This is a genomic window from Pseudoalteromonas sp. CST2 (assembly GCF_028599385.1).
In the GTDB taxonomy this organism is placed as follows: domain Bacteria; phylum Pseudomonadota; class Gammaproteobacteria; order Enterobacterales; family Alteromonadaceae; genus Pseudoalteromonas; species Pseudoalteromonas atlantica.
This window is the reverse complement of record NZ_JAQREO010000002.1, coordinates 473,832-497,047: the sequence shown is the minus strand read 5'-3', so window position 1 is coordinate 497,047 and position 23,216 is coordinate 473,832. Positions and strand designations below refer to the sequence as shown.

At 40.9% G+C, this 23,216-nt stretch carries 12 protein-coding genes; 9 read left to right on the top strand and 3 right to left on the bottom strand.

Translation table 11 applies throughout. From position 1 onward, the window contains the following. Nucleotides 1-94 precede the first annotated feature (94 nt). On the top strand, nt 95-3,400 hold the full coding sequence (locus tag PSH41_RS04880) for an Ig-like domain-containing protein (protein ID WP_273588166.1): 3,306 nt from the start codon (nt 95-97) through the stop codon (nt 3,398-3,400). Between the two features lie 249 nt (nt 3,401-3,649). Next, nucleotides 3,650-6,346 carry a type I DNA topoisomerase gene (gene topA, locus PSH41_RS04875; protein WP_273588167.1) on the top strand — a complete coding sequence of 899 codons (2,697 nt, stop codon included), beginning with the start codon at nt 3,650-3,652 and terminating at the stop codon, nt 6,344-6,346. 119 nt (nt 6,347-6,465) lie between these two features. On the opposite strand, the gene PSH41_RS04870 is transcribed toward topA, so the two are convergent. Further along, on the bottom strand, nt 6,466-6,708 hold the full coding sequence (locus PSH41_RS04870) for a hypothetical protein (RefSeq protein ID WP_004587793.1): 243 nt from the start codon (nt 6,706-6,708) through the stop codon (nt 6,466-6,468). A gap of 235 nt (nt 6,709-6,943) precedes the next feature. Between PSH41_RS04870 and PSH41_RS04865 the strand changes: the two genes are divergently transcribed. Next, nucleotides 6,944-7,495, top strand: a complete 552-nt coding sequence (locus PSH41_RS04865; protein WP_055253277.1) for a TIGR00645 family protein — start codon at nt 6,944-6,946, stop codon at nt 7,493-7,495. A gap of 126 nt (nt 7,496-7,621) precedes the next feature. Here the strand turns inward: PSH41_RS04865 and PSH41_RS04860 are convergent, their stop codons facing one another. Continuing rightward, nucleotides 7,622-9,247 (bottom strand): alpha-glucosidase family protein, encoded by a 1,626-nt coding sequence (locus PSH41_RS04860; RefSeq protein WP_273588168.1) that lies wholly within the window; start codon nt 9,245-9,247, stop codon nt 7,622-7,624. Nucleotides 9,248-9,900: 653 nt separating this feature from the next. Here PSH41_RS04860 and PSH41_RS04855 point away from each other — a divergent pair. The 6 genes from PSH41_RS04855 to PSH41_RS04830 all read left to right on the top strand — a co-directional run bounded on the left by PSH41_RS04855 (nt 9,901) and on the right by PSH41_RS04830 (nt 22,027). Then, nucleotides 9,901-12,702 (top strand): TonB-dependent receptor, encoded by a 2,802-nt coding sequence (locus tag PSH41_RS04855; protein ID WP_273588169.1) that lies wholly within the window; start codon nt 9,901-9,903, stop codon nt 12,700-12,702. A gap of 115 nt (nt 12,703-12,817) precedes the next feature. After that, nucleotides 12,818-14,311: a tryptophan halogenase family protein gene (locus tag PSH41_RS04850; RefSeq protein WP_248451496.1), complete on the top strand. Its 1,494-nt coding sequence runs from the start codon at nt 12,818-12,820 to the stop codon at nt 14,309-14,311. Continuing rightward, nucleotides 14,311-16,167 carry a glycoside hydrolase family 13 protein gene (locus tag PSH41_RS04845; protein ID WP_273588170.1) on the top strand — a complete coding sequence of 619 codons (1,857 nt, stop codon included), beginning with the start codon at nt 14,311-14,313 and terminating at the stop codon, nt 16,165-16,167. Before PSH41_RS04850 ends, PSH41_RS04845 begins: the two co-directional genes overlap by 1 nt. Before the next feature lie 87 nt (nt 16,168-16,254). After that, on the top strand, nt 16,255-18,114 hold the full coding sequence (locus tag PSH41_RS04840) for an alpha-amylase family glycosyl hydrolase (RefSeq protein ID WP_273588171.1): 1,860 nt from the start codon (nt 16,255-16,257) through the stop codon (nt 18,112-18,114). After that, on the top strand, nt 18,107-19,606 hold the full coding sequence (locus tag PSH41_RS04835; RefSeq protein WP_248461393.1) for an MFS transporter: 1,500 nt from the start codon (nt 18,107-18,109) through the stop codon (nt 19,604-19,606). The genes PSH41_RS04840 and PSH41_RS04835 overlap by 8 nt, the downstream gene beginning before the upstream one ends. A gap of 9 nt (nt 19,607-19,615) precedes the next feature. After that, entirely contained in the window at nt 19,616-22,027 is a 2,412-nt protein-coding gene (locus tag PSH41_RS04830; RefSeq protein ID WP_273588172.1) for a glycoside hydrolase family 15 protein, read from the top strand. A gap of 108 nt (nt 22,028-22,135) precedes the next feature. Here PSH41_RS04830 and PSH41_RS04825 read toward each other — a convergent pair whose 3' ends face one another. Next, nucleotides 22,136-23,152, bottom strand: coding sequence for a LacI family DNA-binding transcriptional regulator (locus PSH41_RS04825; RefSeq protein ID WP_273588173.1), 1,017 nt, complete (start codon nt 23,150-23,152; stop codon nt 22,136-22,138). Between the last annotated feature and the right edge of the window lie 64 nt (nt 23,153-23,216).

The window sequence follows — 23,216 nt, the reverse complement described above, 5'->3', positions numbered from 1 at the left end:
AAAAGTGACAAAAAACTGTGATATTAGACTAAGTTATAGGTTAATATTAGGTAAACAACTATTAGTAAATAATAACAACGCTAGGGAGAGGTCCATGCCTTTAACGCGACTACTCAGCATTACACTATTTAGCATTTTGCTTTGCGCTTGTGGTGGTGGTGGAACAATCGAAAAAGACGGCACCATCGGAGATGATGACGATTCTACTACAGAAACATCCACTTACACGGTAACTTTAAAAGGTTACTTACAATCTAGTGACACTGAGTCAAACACGGTCACAGCGGCTGCTCCTTTAGAGCTTAGAGCTACTTTAGAAGATGAAGATGGCGATGCAGTATCAGGTGAGCGTATTACTTTTACCCTTGCTGACTCAATCGGTGAACTAAACCCTACAGCAGGTACAGCGTTAACCCAATCAGATGGTATAGCGATACTGGAACTTACCGCGGGTGAAAATGCAGGAGCTGGTGAAGTAACAGCAACCTATACAGTAGATGGCGAAAGTTACACCGATACGTTTGCATTTGAGTCGGATGGCGCACAATCAACAGATCCACAATTGAGTGTAACGCTTGTTGATTCATCTGGGGCTACGACTCGAAGTGTTGATTATTTAAACCCTGTTACCGCGCAGGTTGAACTATTAATTGATAATGAACCCGCTGCTTACCAATTAATTGAGTTTGTACTTACTGGTTTAGGGAGTATAAATCCTACAAATGGTACAGCTTTAACAAACGAACAAGGCATTGCAACAATTAGCTTGCTTGCAGGGACTGAAGCTGGGGCTGGCTCTATTGTGGCCACCTACACCGATAACGAAAATACTGTTTATAGCTCTGAAGGTTATACATTTACAACTGAAGGGGATGCGCCCATTCAAGGTGAATCATTAGACTTTTCTATCGGTTTAAGTCTTACCTCTTCAACGACGTTATCAGAAATTAGCACAATCAGCGCCGCAGATAGCGCAGTTGTTAAAGCAACTATTCTTGACGGAGATGGCGTTGAAGTTGAAGGGGCAGTTGTAAACTTCTCATCAACTTTAGGTAACTTAATCCCAAGTATTGGTACTGCACTAACGAATGAAAGTGGTGTTGCATCAATTAACTTAACTTCGGGTACTGTAGAAGGTGCAGGCGTTATAACAGCCCAGTACGAAGGTGTTGAGCAAACGCTGGGTTTTTATACAAAAGGTGATGCTGTAAATCCAGACCAAAGTACTGCAGATATTAGTTTTTCAATCCTAGAAAATTGTCCAGCAGACTTTAAGTCTCAAAGAGATGCAAGCCAGTGTGATCTAGTAACTAGTATCTCAGGTGATTCAACAGCGATTCTTTATATCGAAGTGACTAACGAGAATTCGACAACTCCTCTTACGCAAACTCTAGTAACAGCGAGTACTACAATTGGCTCAATTACACCTTCAACTGGCACGGCTATTACCGATGGAAATGGTATCGCACTTTTAGATATAGTTCCTGGTCAAGATGTAGGCGCCGGTGAAATTACTGTGTCAGTGCTCGATAGCGATTTAACTAAGGCATTTCAAATTGCTGCTGTAGATGTTGAAATTGCTATTAGCAGCTCGGTTGCAGACGATGAACTATTAGCTGCAGGTGCAACAGCACTTATCTCAATTGAAATCTCAAAAGACGGTGAGCTATATACCACACCACTTACTGTTGAATTTTCATCTGGTTGTGTTGGCTCTGGCCAAGCACTTATAGACGAAACAGTAACCAGCATTGGCGGCTTTGCACGCTCTACATACCGTCCGCTTACTTGTGTGGGTGGTGACATAATTACGGCTACCGTGATCACCGGTGGCGATACGGTTTCTGCTAGTACCACTATAAATGTATCACCTGCCAATATTGGCTTTTTACAATTTGTAGAAGTGACTGAGCCAGTAATTGCATTAAAAGGTACGGGTGGTGCTGACAGAACTGAAATCTCTGAAGTAACATTTAAACTTGTGGATTCAAATGGCAATGATTTAGCTTCAAGAACGGTTAACTTTGAGCTGTCAACGGCAGTCGGTGGTATAACGTTAGGCACAGCCAGTGCAATTACTAATGCCAGCGGTGAAGTGACTACCTCAGTTCAATCGGGCTCAATTGCTACGCCTGTGCGTGTTATCGCATCTAGCGAAGAAGACGTAGATGGCGATACGGTTATTGTAACCGCCCCTTCAGATATTCTTGTAATTAGTACAGGTATTGCTGATCAAAATAGCTTTTCGCTATCGCGTTCAATATTTAACCCTCATGCGTTAAATGTTGATGGTAATACGGTATCGGTTAATGCTCGCCTAGCTGATCACTTCAACAACCCTGTGCCAGATGGAACAGCTGTTAGCTTTATCACAGAAGGGGGCGTAATAGAGCCAAGTTGTACAACAACCAATGGTACGTGTAGCGTAACGTGGACCAGCAGTAACCCACGCCCGTTTACTGACTCTATGTATGAAAATACCATTACGCAAAAGTGTGATGGTGGCTTACCATGCCCATTAGGAATTTTAAATAATGACTTAACGGTAGATTTACCGCTAGGTGGTCGCGCCACTGTACATGCCTATGCAATTGGTGAAGAAACGTTCTCTGATTTAAATGGCAACGGCTACTTTGACAGTGAAGACTTTTTTGATGATTTATTTGATATTCCAGAAGCCTTTATCGATAACAATGAAGATGGCACCTATGGCGGTAAAGACTGTAATGATGGAACCGACCCCTGTTCACGTGACAACTCAACCGGTGATGAGTTTGAAGAATTTGTCGATTTTGATGGCAATGGTACATGGACCACAGAAAACGGCCTATACAATGGTTTACTGTGTCGTGAAGAAGACGAAGCCGCAGGTATTTGTAGTCGTCAAATGGTTAATGTATTTCAAAACCAAGAAATCGTAATGTCGGGTGATACTGCATTCTTTAGGCTAGTTACATACGCGGATGATTGTTCTGCTATCGCGGGGGCAACCGCTTCAGAGGTACGTGTAAACAGCGACCCTGCAAGTCCACTTGTTCGCCGTGTGCAAAACGATCCCACTAGCGCAATAATGTGTCAGGTTGATGCAATAGATTTAACTCAAACTGCATCAGGCACTGCTAGCCTAGGGCTTACGGTATTTATAGCAGATATATATAACAACCCAATGCCTGCTGAAACAACCATCTCTATTGACACAGACAACGGTATTTTAACAGGTAGTGATAATTACACTTACCCTAATACAACAAGTATTGTGCCTGTTGGTTTATCATTTGGTATTACGCGTGAAGACTTAGATGGAGGAAATGAGCAGTTTAGTGGTATTTTAACCGTTACTGCCGAAGCGCCTTCTGGGTTAGAAAGTACGCTTTCTGTTAGCGTAACCGACGATTTATAATCGGTAGAATGTAAAAAATGCCAACCTTAAGGTTGGCTTTTTTATTTGTGTTCTATATATTCCACAGCAATTATTTTAAAAACACCGGTTTGTATAATTTAACAACAAAAATTGTTTGTTTATTCAGTAAATACTGAAAAGTTTGTATTAAAAGCTTGTAACAATAGGTGTTTGTAGATATACCTATAAATATTCGCGCCGTTTATGTCGGCAAAACACATTTAAATATTTGGTTAGAAATAGGCAACTATGGGCAAATCGCTAGTAATTGTAGAGTCACCTGCTAAGGCTAAAACAATTAATAAATACTTAGGTAAAGACTTCATCGTAAAGTCCAGTATTGGACATGTGCGTGATTTACCTACTTCAGGTTCGAATAAAGCTAAAGTACCGGCGACTAAAACGCCAGCTGAAGTTCGTAAAATGGAGCCTGAAGAAAAGGCAGCGTATAAACAGCAACGAGATTACACTAACTTAGTTGCACGTATGGGTATTGATCCTGAAAAAGGGTGGGAGCCACATTACGAAATTTTGCCAGGTAAAGAGAAAGTAGTTCAAGAGTTAAAAAAGCTGGCCGAAAATGCAGACCAAGTTTATCTCGCAACGGATTTGGATAGAGAAGGGGAAGCAATTGCTTGGCACCTTCAAGAAATTATTGGTGGTGAGCCTGAAAAATATAAACGCGTTGTATTTAACGAAATTACAAAAAATGCGATTCAACAAGCGTTTGAAACACCTGGTGAACTAAATACCGACATGGTATATGCACAACAAACACGCCGCTTCTTAGACCGTGTAGTTGGCTTTATGGTATCGCCATTATTATGGGCTAAAGTAGCGCGCGGGCTTTCTGCTGGGCGTGTGCAATCGGTTGCGGTACGTTTATTAGTAGAGCGCGAACGTGAAATTAAAGCGTTTATTCCAGAAGAGTTTTGGGATATACACGCCGATGTTAAAAATACTGAGTCACAATTACGCTTAGAAGTCACCAAACAAGCTGACAAGCCATTTAAGCCGGTAAATGAGGCTCAGGCTACAGCCGCAGTTAAAAGCCTTGAGACAGCCGAATATAAAGTAATAAGTGTTGAAGAAAAACCAAGCAAAAGCCGCCCAAGTGCGCCTTTTATTACTTCAACCATGCAACAAGCCGCCAGTACACGTTTAGGCTATGGCGTTAAAAAAACAATGATGCTTGCACAGCGCCTCTACGAAGGCGGTTACATTACTTATATGCGTACCGATTCAACTAATCTATCAAAAGATGCAGTTGAAATGTGTCGTGATTATGTAACCCAAGAGTTTGGCGCAAAGTACTTACCTAAAGACCCAATTAGCTACAGCTCTAAAGGCAACGCACAAGAAGCGCACGAAGCGATCCGTCCTTCAAGTGTCACTGTACTTTCTGGACATGTTGAAGGTGTTGATGCCGATGCCAAAAAACTGTACGAATTAATTTGGCGTCAGTTTGTTGCCTGTCAAATGGTGCCTGCAGAGTACGATTTAACAACGCTTACTGTGACCGCTGATGAGTTTCAATTAAAAGCAAAAGGGCGAGTACTTCGCTTTGATGGTTGGACAAAAGTGCAACCTGCGGTACGCAAAAAGAATGAAGAAGATCAATCTCTGCCAGCAGTAAAAGAAGGCGAAGTACTTAGTTTAATTGAACTTGACCCTAAGCAGCACTTTACTAAACCGCCAGCGCGCTTTAGTGAAGCAAGTTTAGTAAAAGAGCTTGAAAAACGTGGTATTGGTCGTCCATCTACGTACGCATCAATTATTTCAACAATTCAAGACCGTGGTTATGTACGGGTAGAAAACCGTCGTTTCTTCGCTGAAAAAATGGGCGAAATTGTTACCGACCGTTTGGTTGAAAACTTCACTGATTTAATGAACTTTGACTTTACAGCAAAAATGGAAGGTCGTTTAGATGATATCGCCGAAGGCGAGCGTGTATGGACCCAAGTGCTTGATAAGTTTTATGCTGATTTTTCTACGCAATTAAACATAGCCAAAGATGAGCCAGAGCAAGGCGGAATGCGCCTTAATCAAATGGTTGAAACTGATATTGACTGCCCTACGTGTGGCAGAAAAATGGGTATTCGCACGGCATCTACAGGGGTGTTTTTAGGGTGTACAGGTTATAACTTACCGCCTAAAGAGCGTTGTACAACCACTATGAACCTAGTATCAGGGGATGAAGCGGTTGCGGCAGATGTTGAAGACATTGAAACTGAAACATTAATGCAAATGAAGCGCTGTCCAATCTGTGAAACGGCTATGGACTCTTACCTAATAGACGAAACCCGTAAATTACATGTTTGTGGTAATAACCCTGCATGTGAAGGGTATATCGTTGAGCAAGGTACCTTTAAAATTAAAGGATACGATGGGCCTATTATCGAATGTGATAAATGTGGCTCAGACATGGAGCTTAAATCGGGCCGTTTTGGTAAGTATTTTGGCTGTAACAACGAAGAGTGTAAAAATACGCGTAAGTTACTTAAAAACGGCGAAGCTGCGCCACCAAAAGAAGATCCTGTGCACATACCTGAACTTGAATGTGAAAAGTCAGAAGCTTATTTTGTTTTACGTGACGGGGCTGCAGGTATTTTCTTGGCGGCTAACACTTTCCCTAAATCACGCGAGACGCGAGCGCCTAAAGTGGCTGAGCTAAAGCGTTTTAGAGAGCGTATTTCACCTAAGTTTTATTACTTAGCTGATGCGCCAGATAAAGATCCTGATGGTAATTTAGCCGTAGTACGTTATAGCCGTAAAAATAAAGCGCAATACGTGATGACTGAAGTTGACGGAAAAGCCACAGGCTGGACTGCTCACTACGAAGCGGGTAAATGGGTAGAAGAAGCGAAGAAAAAAGCAGCGCCTAAAAAGAAAGCGGCTGCAAAAAAATCGCCAGCTAAACCTAAAGCAAAAAAAGAAGCTGAATAAACGTTAAAATTTATTTAGCCTAAGACAAATAAAAACCGGAATACACAGCCTGTGTCATTCCGGTTTTTTTATGATTATATGCGTCGCAATGGCTTTATTAGCCGCATATTTTTTATTGTTTAGATTTGTACAGTAGATACTTTTTTGTAGCCTTCAGACTCTAATTCATCATTAACGCATTGAAGAACATAGCCAAATAGATCGTCGTTACTTACATCATCATCTTTAGCCCAATTTACACACATATCTGTGTATTCTTTAATTGTTTGTGCAGAAGCTACTGGTGCATCGTCTGCGATTGCAACCGTTGCAGATACAGCAAAAAGTGGTGCAACTATTAATGCTAGCAATGCTTTATTCATTTGTTGATTCCTAAATAAATGGTTTAACGATTTAAATACATTTTAAAGCTGTATTTAAATAGTGCCCAATGCAGAACAACTCTGTTGGTGTAGTGATTTTTAATCGAAATTAAAATAAAAGATAACGAAAAATTTTTATCGTCAAGATGAGTAAATTACGCTTAAATAATAATATAAGTAATTGTGTTGTAATAAATTATAAGCTAAGGTCGCTTTTTTATAAAAAGATAAGTTAATGTCAGAACACCAAGCAAAACCAACCAGTACGCCTCGTAAAATACACAAAGTAGAGCAGGGCTTAGAGTCGTTTATATTTAAAGGGCGCTGGTTATTAGCCCCGTTTTTTGTAGGCCTACTATTTGCTGTAATATTGCTATTAATAAAGTTTTTTAAGCAACTTTATTTAATGGGTATTGCCACTTTTAGTGCAACAAACCAAGAGTTATTAGTGGGTATACTTACCCTCGTTGATACCGCTTTACTGGCTGGTTTATTACTTATTATTATTTTTAGTGGTTATGAGAACTTTGTTTCAAAGCTTAATATAGAGGGCCACGAAGATAGGCCGTCATGGATGGGAAAAGTAGGTTTCTCTGGCTTAAAAATGAAGCTTATTAGCGCAATTGTTGCCATATCTGCGGTTGAGCTTTTAAAGGTATTTATTAATTCTAATATTCATTCAAGTGAGGAGCTATTTTGGAAAGTGATTATCCATGTCACCTTTGTAAGCTCTGGCGTGTTATTTGCGCTCACTGATTATTTAAATAGTAAAACACAATCACATTAGAAAGGTTAAGTTAGTGGTTTGGTGGCCTGTATTTCGTCTTAATACCGGCTATAGCAGCCCCACTATTTGAGCGCACAAAAAAGCCCGATAAAATCGGGCTTTTGAGCATAATACGTCAGGGCATTCTTATTTTACAAAAGCAAAGTAACAGCCAAAACCATTCATGTTTAGCTTATTACCATCTAAAGTAGCATTACAATGAGATAGTGAGTCATGCGCCTCAGTCACTGTTTTAGTCAACTCAAAAGTTTGATTGGTATCAGCTAAGTTAAACACACATAACATAGTTTGCTCGTTTAGCGTTCTGTAAAAAGCGAGGATAGGCTCAGCAGTATCAATAAACTTAATATCGCCTGCTAATAACACAGTATGCTGTTTACGCCATGCCATAAACTCACGATAAGCATTAAGTATAGAATTTGTATCTTTATCTTGTACAGACACAGCCTGCTGCGTATGCGCGCTATCAACCGGTAACCAGGGTTTAGCTGCACTAAACCCTGCGTTTTGTGTGTTGTTACCTTCCCATGGCATTGGCGTTCTACAGCCGTCGCGACCTTTAAAGTTTGGCCAAAAGGTAATGCCATATGGGTCTTGTAGGTCTTCAAATGCTACAGAGGCTTCACCTAGCCCCAGCTCTTCACCTTGGTACATACATACGCTACCACGCAAAGAAGCTAATAAAGCAGTAAGCATTTTGCATTGTGCTGGATTTATTTCACCATTTTGGCTCCAGCGGCTCGCAACACGCTCTACATCATGGTTGCTAAACGCCCAGCACGGCCAACCTTCAGTCATGCGTTGCTCAAGAGTCTGTACGGTTTCTCTTATGTATTCACTTGAATAATCATCAGTGAGTAGCTCAAAACTATAGCCCATATGCAGCTTATCACCGCCTTGGGTATATTCTGCCATTGTTGCCAATGAATCTTCCGATGAAATTTCACCAAGTGATACAGTACCCGGGTATTTATTAAGTAGTGCACGTATGTCTTGCATAAACTCAATGTTTTCTGGTTGGGTGTTATTATAATAATGGTACTGAAAAGCATATGGGTTATCTTCACTAAAGCCACGGCCTTGGCGTTTATCTTTAGGCTTTGCAGGATTGTCACGTAATTGTGCATCGTGGTAGCAAAAGTTAATAGCGTCTAATCTAAAACCATCTACACCTTTTTTAAGCCAAAACTCTACATTTTCTAAAACAGCTTTTCTTACATCTGGGTTATGAAAGTTTAAATCAGGCTGTTCGGTTAAAAAGTTATGTAAATAGTATTGACCGCGACGAGGCTCCCATTGCCAAGCACCGCCACCAAAAATAGATAACCAGTTATTAGGCGCTGTGCCATCTTCTTTAGCATCTGCCCATACGTACCAGTCAGCTTTATCATTGTTTTGATTTTCGCGGCTATCTAAAAACCAGTGATGTTGGTCTGATGTATGACTTAACACTTGGTCAATAATAATTTTAATGTCGCGTTTATGTGCTTGATCTATTAACTCATCAAAGTCGTTTAGGTCACCAAATATGGGGTCTATATCGCGATAGTCACTTATGTCGTAGCCAAAATCTTTCATTGGAGATTTGAAAAAAGGAGAAATCCAAATAGCGTCAACGCCTAAGCTTTTAATGTAATCAATGCGATTAATTATCCCTTTAAGATCACCAATACCATCGTTATTGCTGTCTTGAAAGCTTCGCGGGTAAACCTGATAAATAACCGCACCTTTATACCACTGCTGTTGGGCCATGCTTTTCTCCGTCGTTCCACACAGTATTTATATTGTTATTAGTTTGATTGAAACAATCACTAAATTTTCAAAAAGCATACGTGAAGGGTGCTGCTCTGTAAAAAGTCTGCATACGTATGCAGCTAATTTACTTACATAAAAGCGGTTTTAGCTAAGCGGAAAGTTACCCATAAAAACCGCTGCAGCACTTTTACCAATCATGTTTATTTATGTGTAACTAAAATAACTGGCTATTTTGGTGCTTATTTTTAAAGGGCTGCACAGCTTTGGTGATTTCATTCTTTGGTCAGACCAATTTAATCTGATAATCTTTACAAAAGATATGCGTGTAAATTTATAAAAAACCTTTAATTAACGCTATTTACAAACGATGACACAGGGATTTCAGTTAAATAATTGATGTATTTTTATAATGATAATAAATCACTAGGTTGCACCAATATAAAACTATTTAAAACAGTAGGTTAAAGTTTTATTTGTGAACTCATTGTTAACTTTTAGCGTTTTGCATAGTACTGAATACGTATGCATAAAGTTGTTAATAAAATAATTCGAGCGTTAATATTGATGCTGACAACAAAATTAGCTCGCCTGTTTGACTATCACTCAAATAAAGAAGCGAGTATCACAATATGGGTAACGGGAAAAACATCATGTCTATGTTCAAACCAAGTATATTAACGTTGGCAATGGCTACTGCAGGATTAGCAAGCTTTGCCTCTGTAGCAGCGCAAGAAGATACAGTTAAAAATGATGACGTTGAGGTTATCGAAGTAAAAGGCTTTCGTGGCAGTGTTGTTGAATCTATCAACACAAAACGCTTTTCTACACAGGTTGTAGAATCTATCTCTGCAGAAGATATAGGTAAACTACCTGACTCATCAATTGCTGAGTCTATCGCACGCTTACCTGGTTTAACAGCGCAGCGTTTAGATGGTCGCGCAAGCAGAGTATCAATTCGTGGTTTTGGTGAAAACGAAAGTGGTACTACATTTAACGGCCGTGAACAGGTATCTATTGGTGATAACCGCGGCGTAGAGTTTGACCTTTACCCATCAGAAATTATGAGCGGCGTTACGGTATATAAAACACCAAACGCAAGTATCGAAGCAGAAGGTATTGCCGGTGTTATTAACATGCAAACCGTGCGTCCTTTAAGTAAAGGCGAACGTGTATTTCAAGTTAATGGCCAATACGAGCAAACCAGCTTTGATAAACTAAACCCAGACGGTAACGACGATGGTTACCGCGGTACTATTTCATACATCGATCAGTTTGCTGATGACACCATAGGTGTTGCATTTGCCTTAACTTCAATGAGCTCACCAAACCAAGAAAAACGTTGGAACGCTTGGGGCTACCCCGAAAGAGAAGTAGGTGGCCAAACATATTCAATTTTAGGTGGTGCAAAACCATTTGTACGTTCATCGACACTTGAACGTGATTCAGCCATGCTCGTACTAGAAGCTGCACCGACTGACAAACTAAATATGACGTTTGATGCATTATATGTAGATTTTACAGATGAAAAAATCTTACGTGGTATCGAAATTCCATTTGCATGGGGGCAAGGTGCACGGGACGAAGACTCATTCGTAATAGATCAGGAATCTGGTTTTATTACGAGTGCCGTTACCGAAGGTCAACGAGTTGTTGTTCGTAATGACTACGAAGAGCGTGAAGCAGAATTAACCGCGTTTGGCTTTAACACTAAATACGATATTGATGACTCGTGGTCAGTTGAATTTGATGCAAGTTACTCGCATGTAGATCGTAAAGTGTGGAGCCTTGAAAGTTACTCAGGTACAGGGCGCGGTGATTCACGTGGTGTTGCAGATAATTTAGGTTACACCTTTAATGGTAGTAATACAGGTGCTACGTTTACTCATGACTTAGATTATAGTGATTACAGCCTTATTCAATTAGGTGGTCCTTTATCGTGGGGCGCAAGTAAGGCCTTAAATAATCAATATGGTTTAATTGATGCTGATGGAAATGACATTTCCGGTTATAAAGATCAGGCACAGGATGGATTCATAAATGCACCAACGATTGAAGATGAGCTGTCTACGTTAAAGCTAGCTGCATCAAAAGTATTAGAAAACGAATACTTCAGCTCAATTGAGTTTGGTATGTCTTATAAAGAGCGTGAAAAAACAAAAGATTCGCAAGGTTTCTTTATGACGTTATCTGGCTTTTCGCTTGATAATCCTGGCATGCTAGCTGTGCCAGAGCAATATCGCATGGGTAGCGTTGATCTAGGCTTTATTGGCATGGGTGACATGATTGCTTACGATGTTAATGGGTTAGTAAATGACGGTTACTACAGCTTGTTAGATGAAAGCTTAACGAATACGAGCCATTTAACAAAATCGTGGACGGTAAAAGAAGAAATTACCTCAGTATTTGCACAGGCTAATATTAATGCCGAAGTAAGCGGCTTAGCACTTACAGGTAATGTGGGTGTACGTTATGTTCATACCGACCAGTCATCGCAGGGTAATGCATTTAACACTGTTGATGATATTGTGGTGGCATCACCTACCAATATTAGCCACGATTACTCACACGTATTACCAAGCTTAAACTTATCACTTGCGATTGATGAGCAACAAACAGTTCGCTTTGGTGCGGCTAAAACAATCTCTCGTGCACGTTTAGACGAAATGAATGCATCTATTGACGCATCTTACAATACTACACAGGATGAAAATGGTAACTACTGGTCTGTATCCGGTGGTAACCCTAACCTAGAGCCAAAAGAAGCAACTGGTTACGATTTAACGTACGAAAACTACTTTAGTGATGAAGGTTACTTCTCTGCTGCATTTTTCTATAAAGACTTAACGCAGTGGATTTTTGATGGTAAATACGAAATTGATATGTCGGGTGTTGCAGATCCATCAACAGGTGAAATTCCTGCAACATCAGAGGGCACAGGTAGTGGTAAAGTAAATGGCGGCGGCGGTGACCTATACGGTTACGAGCTATCTCTAGCGTTACCATTTAAAATTTTCCACCCGTCACTTGAAGGCTTTGGTTTAATTGCAAGCCATACAGGTATTGAATCAGACATTGAAGATCAAAACGGTAATGAGTACGAGTTACCGGGTCTGTCTGACAAAATTCAGAGCTTAACGGTTTACTACGAAATGAATGGTATTCAACTGCGTACCAGCATGCGTAAGCGTAGTGCCTTTAAAGGTGATGTATACGGTTTAGGTTTTAACACCGAGCAAGTAGATATCCTAGGTGAAACAATTTGGGACATTCAAGCTGGTTATGACTTTTCTGAAGCCGGTATTGAAAGCCTTGAAGGGTTATCAATTCAGTTCCAAGTACAAAACTTAACAGAAGAGCCGTTTACATCGCTTTCTGGTGATAACGCGCTACAAGTTCGCGACTACCAAGATTACGGTCGTACTTACTTGTTAGGCTTTAGCTACAAGCTATAATAAAGATTGTGTGTAGGAGCCCTTGTAATTTGTGTTACAAGGGCTTTTTTATAGCTACTTTATCTAAATTTTATCAAACTTAACAAAGCTTTAAACTGTAAACGTGGACAATAATATGAAACCAATAAAACACGTCGTAATCGCAGGCGGGGGCACGGCAGGGTGGATAACAGCCGCCTTGCTTAATAAAGTGTTAGGTAAAGTAATTAAAATAACCCTTATTGAGTCAAGTACTATTGGCACTATAGGCGTGGGTGAAGCAACAATTCCGCCTATTATTCAACTTAACAATGCACTGGGTATAAACGAGCAAGATTTTATAAACGCTACCAATGCATCTATAAAACTAGGAATTGAATTCGAAAATTGGAAAACCCCCTCTCATAGCTACATGCATGCTTTTGGCTCATTTGGAAAAGACTTCCCCTTTTGCGATTTTTACAATTTTTGGGTAAAAGGACATATTAGCGGTGCAGAAGAAAGCTTATGGGACTTTTCTCTTAACTACCAAGCGGCTAAACAGCATAAATTTGCACCCTTAAATACCCTACCTAATACACAATTGCCTGGCTTGAGTTATGCGTATCACTTTGACGCAACGTTATATGCTGAGTTTTTAAAAAAGCTCGCAACATCACGCGGTGTTGAGCATATTGATGCCAAAATAGAGCAGGTTGAACAATGCCCTCTATCAGGGAATATAAAATCATTAACCCTTGGTAACACACAGCAGATAAACGGCGACCTTTTTATAGACGCTACAGGCCAGCGCGCCTTACTCATAGAGCAAACCCTTAACACCGGCTTTGTCGATTGGTCTCATTATTTACCGTGTGATAGTGCCGTGGCGGTGCAGTCTCAAGGTACGAGCGAGCTAAAACCTTATACGCGTTCAATTGCACACAGCGCAGGCTGGCAGTGGCAAATACCGCTGCAAAGCCGAATAGGTAATGGCTTGGTGTATTGTAGTCGTTATTTATCTGACGATGCGGCAACGCAGTTATTATTAAATAATTTACCCGCTGAGCCAATGACTGAGCCGCGGGTAATTAAATTTAAAACAGGGCGGCGGTTAAAACAATGGCATAAAAATGTGGTATCGGTTGGCCTTGCCAGTGGCTTTTTAGAGCCGCTAGAGTCTACCAGTATTCATTTAATACAAAGTGCCGTAACCCGTTTAATAAAGCTGTTTCCACACAATGGCATAAGCGAAGCTTTAGTTACTGAATTTAATAAGCAAAGCGTGATAGAAATAGAGCACATTCGTGATTTTATAATATTGCATTACACACTAACAGCGCGAGAAGACTCCCCATTCTGGCGACAATGTAAGCAAATGGACATTCCTGACTCATTGGCCCATAAGCTCAAATTATTTAAGCAAACCGGTAAAGTAGTGCGCGAAAACGACGAATTATTTGCCGAAGTTGCCTGGCAACAGGTGTTTATTGGCCAAGGTCTTATCCCCGAAGATTACAACAGCATTGTTGACTCACTCAGTAGTGAACAACTAAACGATTTATTCTCAACACTAAAAACGCTTATTACCTCAACGGTAGATCAATTACCCACTCATAAAGATTTTTTAGCAAAAATTAAAAAGGCCTGATGATGCAACTTTTAAAAAAACTTTTACTTGTAAGTGCCTGTACTTTACCAACCATTAGCTACGCACTTGACGTTGAGCCAGCTAATTGGTGGGTTGGCATGAACAAAAACACGATTACCATCATGGTTCATGAGCAAAACATTGCAAACGAGCAAATTAAATTAGCTAAATACAACGGCGTTAAGTTAAATAAAGTAACCCGTACCGACAATCCAAATTATGTATTTTTAAATATTACCATTACCGACGCCGCTAAAGCCGGAACGCTTGAGTTTAATAGCAGCGAAACGAGCAATAACTTTGAGTTTCCACTTCTTGAGCGAGATAAAAACAGCGCTCAGCGTCAAGGGTTTACATCAGCTGATACGCTTTATTTAATTAACCCAGATCGCTTTGCTAATGGTGATAAACAAAACGATACCGTCCCAAGCATGTTAGAAGCGGCAAACCCGAGTATAAAAGGTGGGCGCCACGGTGGTGATATTCAAGGCGTTATAAACGCGCTTCCCTATTTAAACGACTTAGGGGTAACACAGCTTTGGTTAACCCCTGTGCTTGAAAACAACATGCCTAATTATTCTTATCATGGTTATGCAATTACAGACTTTTATAAGGTTGACCCACGAATGGGCTCAAACCAGTTATACAAAACGTTATCAGTAAAAGCAAAAGAGCAGGGTATAGGGTTGGTAATGGATATGGTCCTTAACCATTTTGGCTCTGAGCATACTTGGGTTAACGATAAGCCAACTAAAGATTGGATTAACTTTAATGGTGAGTTTAATAAAGGCAAAAATGCCACCAGCCATGCGCGCCAAACCATACAAGACCCACACGCCAGTGAATACGACAAGCGCCAGTTTAACGATGGCTGGTTTGTAGAAACCATGCCTGATTTAAATCAGCGCCAACCACTGTTAAGTGAATACTTAATTCAAAATGCGATTTGGTGGATAGAATACGCCGATTTAAGCGGCATACGTGTTGATACCTACTCGTATTCAGATAAAGCATTTTTGAGTGATTGGACAAAAGCCATAATGCAAGAGTACCCAGACTTTAATATTGTTGGAGAAGAGTGGACGTCTAACCCTGCTATTGCCTCTTACTGGCAACGAGGCAAGCATAACCAAGATGGCTATACATCAAGCTTACCAAGCGTGATGGACTTTTCGTTGCAAGAGTCGGCAATTCAAGCGCTAAATGAAGATGAAAGCTGGAACACGGGTTGGGTTAAAGTATATGAATCGTTAGCTAATGATTTTTTATACCCTGATACAAATAACATTATGGTATTTGCCGATAACCACGATATGAGCCGTGTTTACACTGAGCTTGGCCAAGATGTAGCCAAAACAAAAATGGCGATGACCTTGTTTTTAACTACACGTGGCATAGCGCAAATGTATTACGGTACGGAAGTACTATTAGATAACACCCCAAGTAAAGACCATGGTGATATTAGAATCGACTTCCCCGGCGGGTTTGAAGGCCAAACACGTAATGCCTTTACCAAAGAGGGCTTAACAAAACAGCAAAAAGAGATGCATAACACCATCAGTACGCTGCTTAACTTTAGAAAAAACAGCTCAGCATTAGATAAAGGAAAGCTTGTACATTTTACGCCTCAACAAGGGGTTTATAGTTATGCGCGTATTAGCGATGAGCAAACAGTGTTGGTATTTATGAATAAAAACACACAAGCGCTACAAAAAAATATTGAGTATATGCAAGAGGTGATGCCTAACAGCACAACAGCATTTAATTTATTTACTCAAAAAACACAAAAGCTTGGCAAAACCATTGAATTACCAGCGATGAGCGCAACGGTACTCGTTATAAATACGCCACAATAGTGACCTGAATACGTATGCAGCAACTGTATGGTTGCTGCAGTAATCTTTAGTATAAAGTTAATAACAATACTGACAAAAAGACACACAATGAAAAAATCAGTTTATGTACCCGCAGTACTGTGTAGTGCACTTATTGCTACAGGGTGTTCAGAAAATAACAAACCTGAACAACAGCAAGCACCTGCCCACACGCAAAATGAGCTTACCAAGCCGGTTGTATATCAAGTATTTACCCGTTTGTTTGGTAATACCGAAACAGCCAATGTGCCATGGGGCACTAAAGAGCAAAACGGCGTAGGTAAATTTGCCGACTTTAACGATGCAGCCCTCAAAGGTATTAAAGAGCTAGGTACCACGCACGTTTGGTATACCGGTGTGTTACACCACGCGTTAGTGGGCGATTATACCGACTACGGCATTTCACAAGATGACCCCGATGTAGTAAAAGGCCGCGCAGGTTCACCGTACGCAATTAAAGATTACTACGATGTTAACCCCGATTTAGCCGTTAATGTAACAAACCGCATGGGAGAGTTTAGCCAGCTTATTGAACGTACACATAGCCACGGTATGAAAGTCATTATTGATATAGTGCCTAACCATGTTGCCCGTAATTATCAATCACTTGGAAAGCCTAAAGGTGTAGAGGATTTCGGCGCACAAGACGACACCAGTAAAACGTACGATAAAAATAACAACTTTTATTATGTGCCTGGGCAGTCATTTCAAGTGCCTACCTCTACAACTTATACCGTGTTAGGTGGAAAGGCTCACCCACTTGCGGATGGCTTTTTTGATGAAACACCTGCTAAATGGACAGGTAACGGTGCCCGTGCACCAAAACCCGATATTAACGATTGGTACGAAACAGTAAAAGTAAATTATGGCGTAAAGCCTGATGGTAGCTACGATTTTGCTCAGCTGCCAAACGATTACAAAGACAAGGATTACCGTGCTCATTATGCGTTTTGGCAAGATAAAGAGCTACCAGATAGCTGGTACAAATTTAGAGACATTGCGCTTTTTTGGCTAGACAAAGGCGTTGATGGCTTTAGATACGACATGGCCGAAATGGTCCCAGTTGAATTTTGGAGCTTTTTAAATTCGTCAATAAAAATGCAAAAAAGCGATGCGTTTTTATTGGCCGAAGTATATAACCCGTTAATGTACCGCGCGTATATTCAGCAAGGTAAAATGGATTATCTTTACGATAAAGTCGGCTTTTACGATACCTTAAAAGCGATAATGCAACTTAAACAACCTGCCAATAGTATTTTTGATGCGCATCAAAGTGTGCTCGATATAGAGCAACATATGCTGCATTTTTTAGAAAATCACGATGAGCAACGAATCGCAAGCCCAGACTTTGCAGGTAATGCCCAGTGGGGTAAACCTGCATTAGTTGTTTCTAATTTAATTAGCCGCTCGCCAACACTTTTATATTTTGCTCAAGATGTGGGAGAAGATGGCTCTGAAAATGCGGGGTTTGGAGCGCCTACACGTACCAGTATTTTTGACTACATTGGCGTCCCAGCGCACCAAGCATGGATGAATAACGGAAAATTTGATGGCGCTAACTTAACCGCAGAGCAAGTAGCACTTCGTGAATACTACAAAGCGGTTATGTCACTGAATAGTTTACCTGCTGTAGTAGGCGGAGAAATGTCGGCACTTAACCTTGTAGGAAGTGAACGTGTTGTTGGTTTTACCCGCTCTTTAGGCCAGCAAAGTGTATATGTGTTAAGTAACTTTAGCGAGCAGCCACAAACAGTTACGGTTAATTTATCAAAGGCACAATTAGGTGCAGTGAGTGAAAATACGCTATTAAATGATTTACTTGAAAATCACACCACCGAGCTTAAAGCTCACCCGCAAGGCGCTACATTTAACCTCACACTTGATGCATTTAGCAGCGCAGTATTAACAAATAAGGCTAATAATGAATAATCAAAATAATAATACCGATAAGCCAAATTTAAGTTTTTGGCAAATATGGAACATGTGCTTTGGCTTTTTAGGCATACAATTTGGTTTTGCCCTGCAAAACGGCAATGTGAGCCGAATATTTCAAACATTAGGCGCACAAGTTGATGATATTCCCATTTTATGGGTTGCAGCCCCACTTACAGGCTTAATTGTTCAGCCTATTATAGGCTATTGGAGCGATAAAACGTGGGGGCGCTTTGGCCGTCGTCGTCCGTTCTTTTTTATAGGCGCAGTGTTAACAACGCTTTCACTATTTATTATGCCGCATTCACCAACGCTTTGGATTGCCGCGGGTATGTTATGGATCATGGATGCGTCAATCAACGTAACCATGGAACCGTTTAGAGCACTTGTTGGTGATAACTTGCCAGAAAAGCAACGCGCGACAGGCTACGGTTTACAAAGTTTTTTTATTGGTATTGGGGCGGTGTTAGCCTCGGCGCTACCATGGATGATGACCAACTGGTTTGATGTAAGTAATACTGCAGCCCCAGGGCAAATTCCTGAATCTGTTAAATACTCATTTTATTGGGGCGGGGTGGTGTTACTTGTTGCCGTGCTTTGGACCGTGGCACGTACTAAAGAATACAGCCCTGAGCAATTAGCGGCTTTTGAAAAGCAAAGCGCTCAACCTACAACAAGCAAAGTGGTTGATATTAACTTTAATAAAGGTGCCATTATTTTTGTGGTACTGGGTTTAGCAACTCTTGCATTAGTCATGGGCTTATCCCTTGAAAAAGAATTATACCTACTTGCTGGTGGTTTATTAGCCTTTGGTATTGTGCAGTGGATTGCAGCGGCGCTTAAAAGTGCGAATAAAACCCAAGGTGGTTTTTACCAAGTAGTACAAGATGTATTTACTATGCCAGAGGCCATGAAGCAGCTTGCCTGGGTGCAGTTTTTTAGCTGGTTTACTTTATTTGCTATGTGGATTTATACCACCGCTGCAGTAACAAGCTTTCATTATGGTAGTAGCGATGCAACCTCTAAAGCATTTAACGATGGCGCTGACTGGGTGGGTATTTTATTTGCCGCTTACAATGGATTTGCCGCAATTGCCGCTATGTGTATTCCATTTTTAGTTAAAAAATTGGGGTTAAAAGGCGCGCATTGCTTTAATTTATTGCTTGGCGCGTTAGGTCTTGCAAGCTTTATGTTTATTCAAGACCCTAAAATGCTACTTATACCTATGATAGGCGTAGGGTTTGCGTGGGCGTCTATTTTATCACTCCCGTATGCCATGTTAAGTAACGCACTACCGAGTAACAAAATGGGCGTTTATATGGGGATTTTTAACTTTTTTATAGTTATACCTCAGTTACTTGCCGCCAGTGTTTTAGGGCTTATTTTACGCCACGTATTTTCTAATCAGCCTATTTACGCATTATTAATTGGTGCAGCTTCGTTTGTTGTTGCTGCCGTTGCTGTAATGCGCGTTAAAAATTCTCATTAAGGACACACAATGAAAAAATATAACCTTATAACCGCCTCTCTTTTAACGTTAGGTTTAACGGCTTGCGGCGCTCAAAACACAAGCACAACTAACGAAAGTACCACAGCACAAGTTACATCGGCACCTGGTGCCCCAGGCGCAGAGCCGTTTTGGGCTTATGCAGGTAAAACAGGTATTGGTACATCATACGAGCAATACCAAAACGGCCAATACACTGATGCAGCTGCAACGGGGGATGTGTCTAAAGTATGGTTTTCAATTGCTAAAGGGATGATCACCGAAACCATGTTTGGGCTTATTCACCAAGCACAAATAAAAGACATGCAATTTATAGTAACAGGTAAAGATTTCACCGTTAGTGAAGTGGATGATTTAAATGTCACCATTGATTATTTACATAAAGATGCACAAGGTCGCCCGTTATCGCTGGCTTATAAAGTAACAAGCACTGATAAACAAGGCCGCTTTAGCCTAGAAAAACACATATTTACTGACCCAGATGGGCAAACCCTGTTTGTACGCAGCGTATTTAATACTGAGCTTGAAGGGTTAAAAGCGTATGTGTCTGTTAATCCGTACATTAATAATAACGGCTTAGGTGACTTTGCTAAAACGACAGAGCAAGGCCTAGTAGCATGGGAAAACGATAACTATCTATCACTTCAATCAGCATCACCATTTAAAGCAAAAACAGTTGGGTTTACAGGAAAAAGTGACGGCATTAACACCCTTAAAACTACGCAATCTATAAATACCCTATACACAAATACCGGCGAAACTGCTGGTAATGTAAGCATGCTTGCAGAGCTTGGCGAGATAACTGCAAATACCACTTTTGATTTAGCACTGAGCTTTGGTAAAACGCAGCAGCAAAGTATTCAGCAAGGTGAAAAAAGCTTAGCTAAAGGGTACCAAGCGGTGCTCGATCACTACAACGGCAAGGGTGAAGCGCTAGGCTGGGAAGATTACTTACAAAGCCTAAAACCGCTTAATACCATGGTTGAACAAACAGCCGATAACGGTAAGCTTTTATACACCAGCGCCATGGTATTAAAAGCACAAGAAGATAAAACACATGCAGGGGCATTAATTGCTTCTTTATCTAACCCATGGGGCGAAACGGTTTCAGCCAAAGAAGGTTCTACGGGTTATAAAGCGGTATGGGTGCGTGATTTTTATCAAGTAGCCATGGCATTTATGGCGCTTGGCGATACTGCCACAGCAAAAACAGCGTTCGAATACCTTGAAAAAGTGCAAGTAAACAGCAAAACACCAGGTAATAAAGGCGATACCGGCTGGTTTTTACAAAAAACACACGTCGATGGTGAATTAGAATGGGTAGGCGTACAGCTTGATCAAACTGCTATGCCTATCATGCTGGCATGGAAGTTACATAAAGCCAGCGTACTTAGCGATGAAGAGATAAAAAACTGGTACGGAAAAATGTTAAAACCAGCGGCAGATTTTTTAGTCGAGGGGGGACTTGCTAAAATTTTGTGGAACGACACACAAATTACACCTCCGGCAACACAACAAGAGCGCTGGGAAGAGCAAAGCGGTTATTCTCCATCTACAACTGCGGCAATAGTGGCAGGCCTTATTACCGCAAGCGATATCGCAACGCTTAGTGGCGATGATAAAAACGCGCAGCGCTACCTTGCCACGGCTAAAAAATACAGCAGCGATATTGAATCGCAAATGTTTACCACTAAAGGTAATTTAAAAGGCGAAAATAGCGATGGCGAATACTTTATTCGTATAGGCCAAGATACCGATGCAAACTCAAACACTAAAATTAACGCTAATAATGGCCGCGAAGGGTTTAATAAAAAGCAAATTTTAGATGGCGGGTTTTTAGAGCTAGTACGCTATGGCGTACGCGGTGCAAATGATGAAAGCATCGTTAAAACACTACCTGAGTACGATGACGAAACGCTTGAAGATAACCTACAAGTAAAATACAGCTTTAGCTTTGAAGATGGCAGCGGCACTTTTGCAGGCTACCGCCGCTATGGCAATGATGGCTACGGTGAAGATGAAGTTAAAGGCACAAACTATGCTGAGGGTGGCAGTAATACACCAGGCCAACGTGGGCGTGTATGGCCATTTTTCACCGGTGAGCGCGGGCATTACGAAATCGCAGCAGCTAATGCAAACAACGCTCTGGATGATGCTAAACAGGCGCAAATTAAAAACAGCTATGTAAAAGGCTTAGAGCAATTTGCTAATAACGGCCTTATGTTACCAGAGCAAGTATGGGATGGTGTAGGGGTTAACAAAGCAGGTTATGAGCTAGGCGAGGGAACTAATTCAGCAACACCATTGGCATGGACTCATGCTGAGTATATTAAATTAGTCCGTTCACTGAGCGACAAACAAGTTTGGGATCATTATCCCGTTGTTGAGAAAGCTTTAAAATAAGGCTAGTTCAAAATGTAAAATTAAAGCCACGGTTAACAGCCGTGGCTTTTTTGTAACTAAGTGGGGGTTTAATGTTTAATAAGCACAATGGAGTGGAGTGATAAATTCTTAACTAGACCCTCTGGCAATTAATACCGGTGGTAAAAGGGTGCTTTGCACTTCTTCTTCACGTATTAATTTAAGTAAGTTCTCTACTAACATTTGCCCTGCGACGGTGGTGTCTTGCGCTATGGTTGTAAGCGGTGGGTTTATGTAGCTTGCAATGGCTATGTTATCAAAACCGACCACGGCCACTTCGTTAGGAACATTAATATTGGCTTCTTTTAAAGCGCGAATTGCACCAATGGCAATTAAATCACTAGCGGCAAATAAGGCGTTAAATTTTATGTTATTAGCAATAAGTGAGCGCGTAGCATGATAACCAGACTCTTCAGTAGAAATAGCATTGGCCATTTTTCGCTCATTAATGGTTATACCATTAGTAAGTAGCTCATTTTTAAACCCCTGAAAGCGGGCAAAAAATTCTGGGCTGTGATCAGATGCATCACCGATAAACGCGCAATCGGTGCGGCTATGGGCAATTAAATGGCCAGCTGCTAGTTTGCCCCCGCCGTAGTTGTCGCAGCATACAGTAAGATCTGGGCGGTTATCTACTGTGGCGCCCCAGCACACAAACTTAGTGTTTTGGTCAAGCAAGGTTTTAAATTTTGGCTGAAAGTCTATGTAATCACCATAGCCGAGCAAAATAATACCATCGGCTCTGTGGCTGTCTTCGTAGTCGGCTTGCCAATCGGCGCTAGCTGATTGAAACGACACTAATAAGTCGTAACCTTCTTTTGCACACGCACGGGTAATACTGCCCAGCATTGATAAAAAGAATGGATTTATTTGTGATTCATCTGATGTTGGGTCTTCAAACAACAATAGCGCAAGGGTACTACTTTGCTGAGTACGCAAGTTGCTGGCATTTTTATCAACTTTATAGTTAAGTTGTTTTGCTATGTCGTGGACGCGTTTGCGTGTTTCTTCATTAACAAGGGGGCTGTTACGTAAAGCGCGAGATACAGTTGATTGTGAAACCCCTGCATAATGGGCAATGTCAAATGAGGTGGCTTTACCTTTCATTGTTACAACTTAATTAAATGCTAAATAATTGTGTCATTTTCGACTATTAGTGAATTATTTCAAG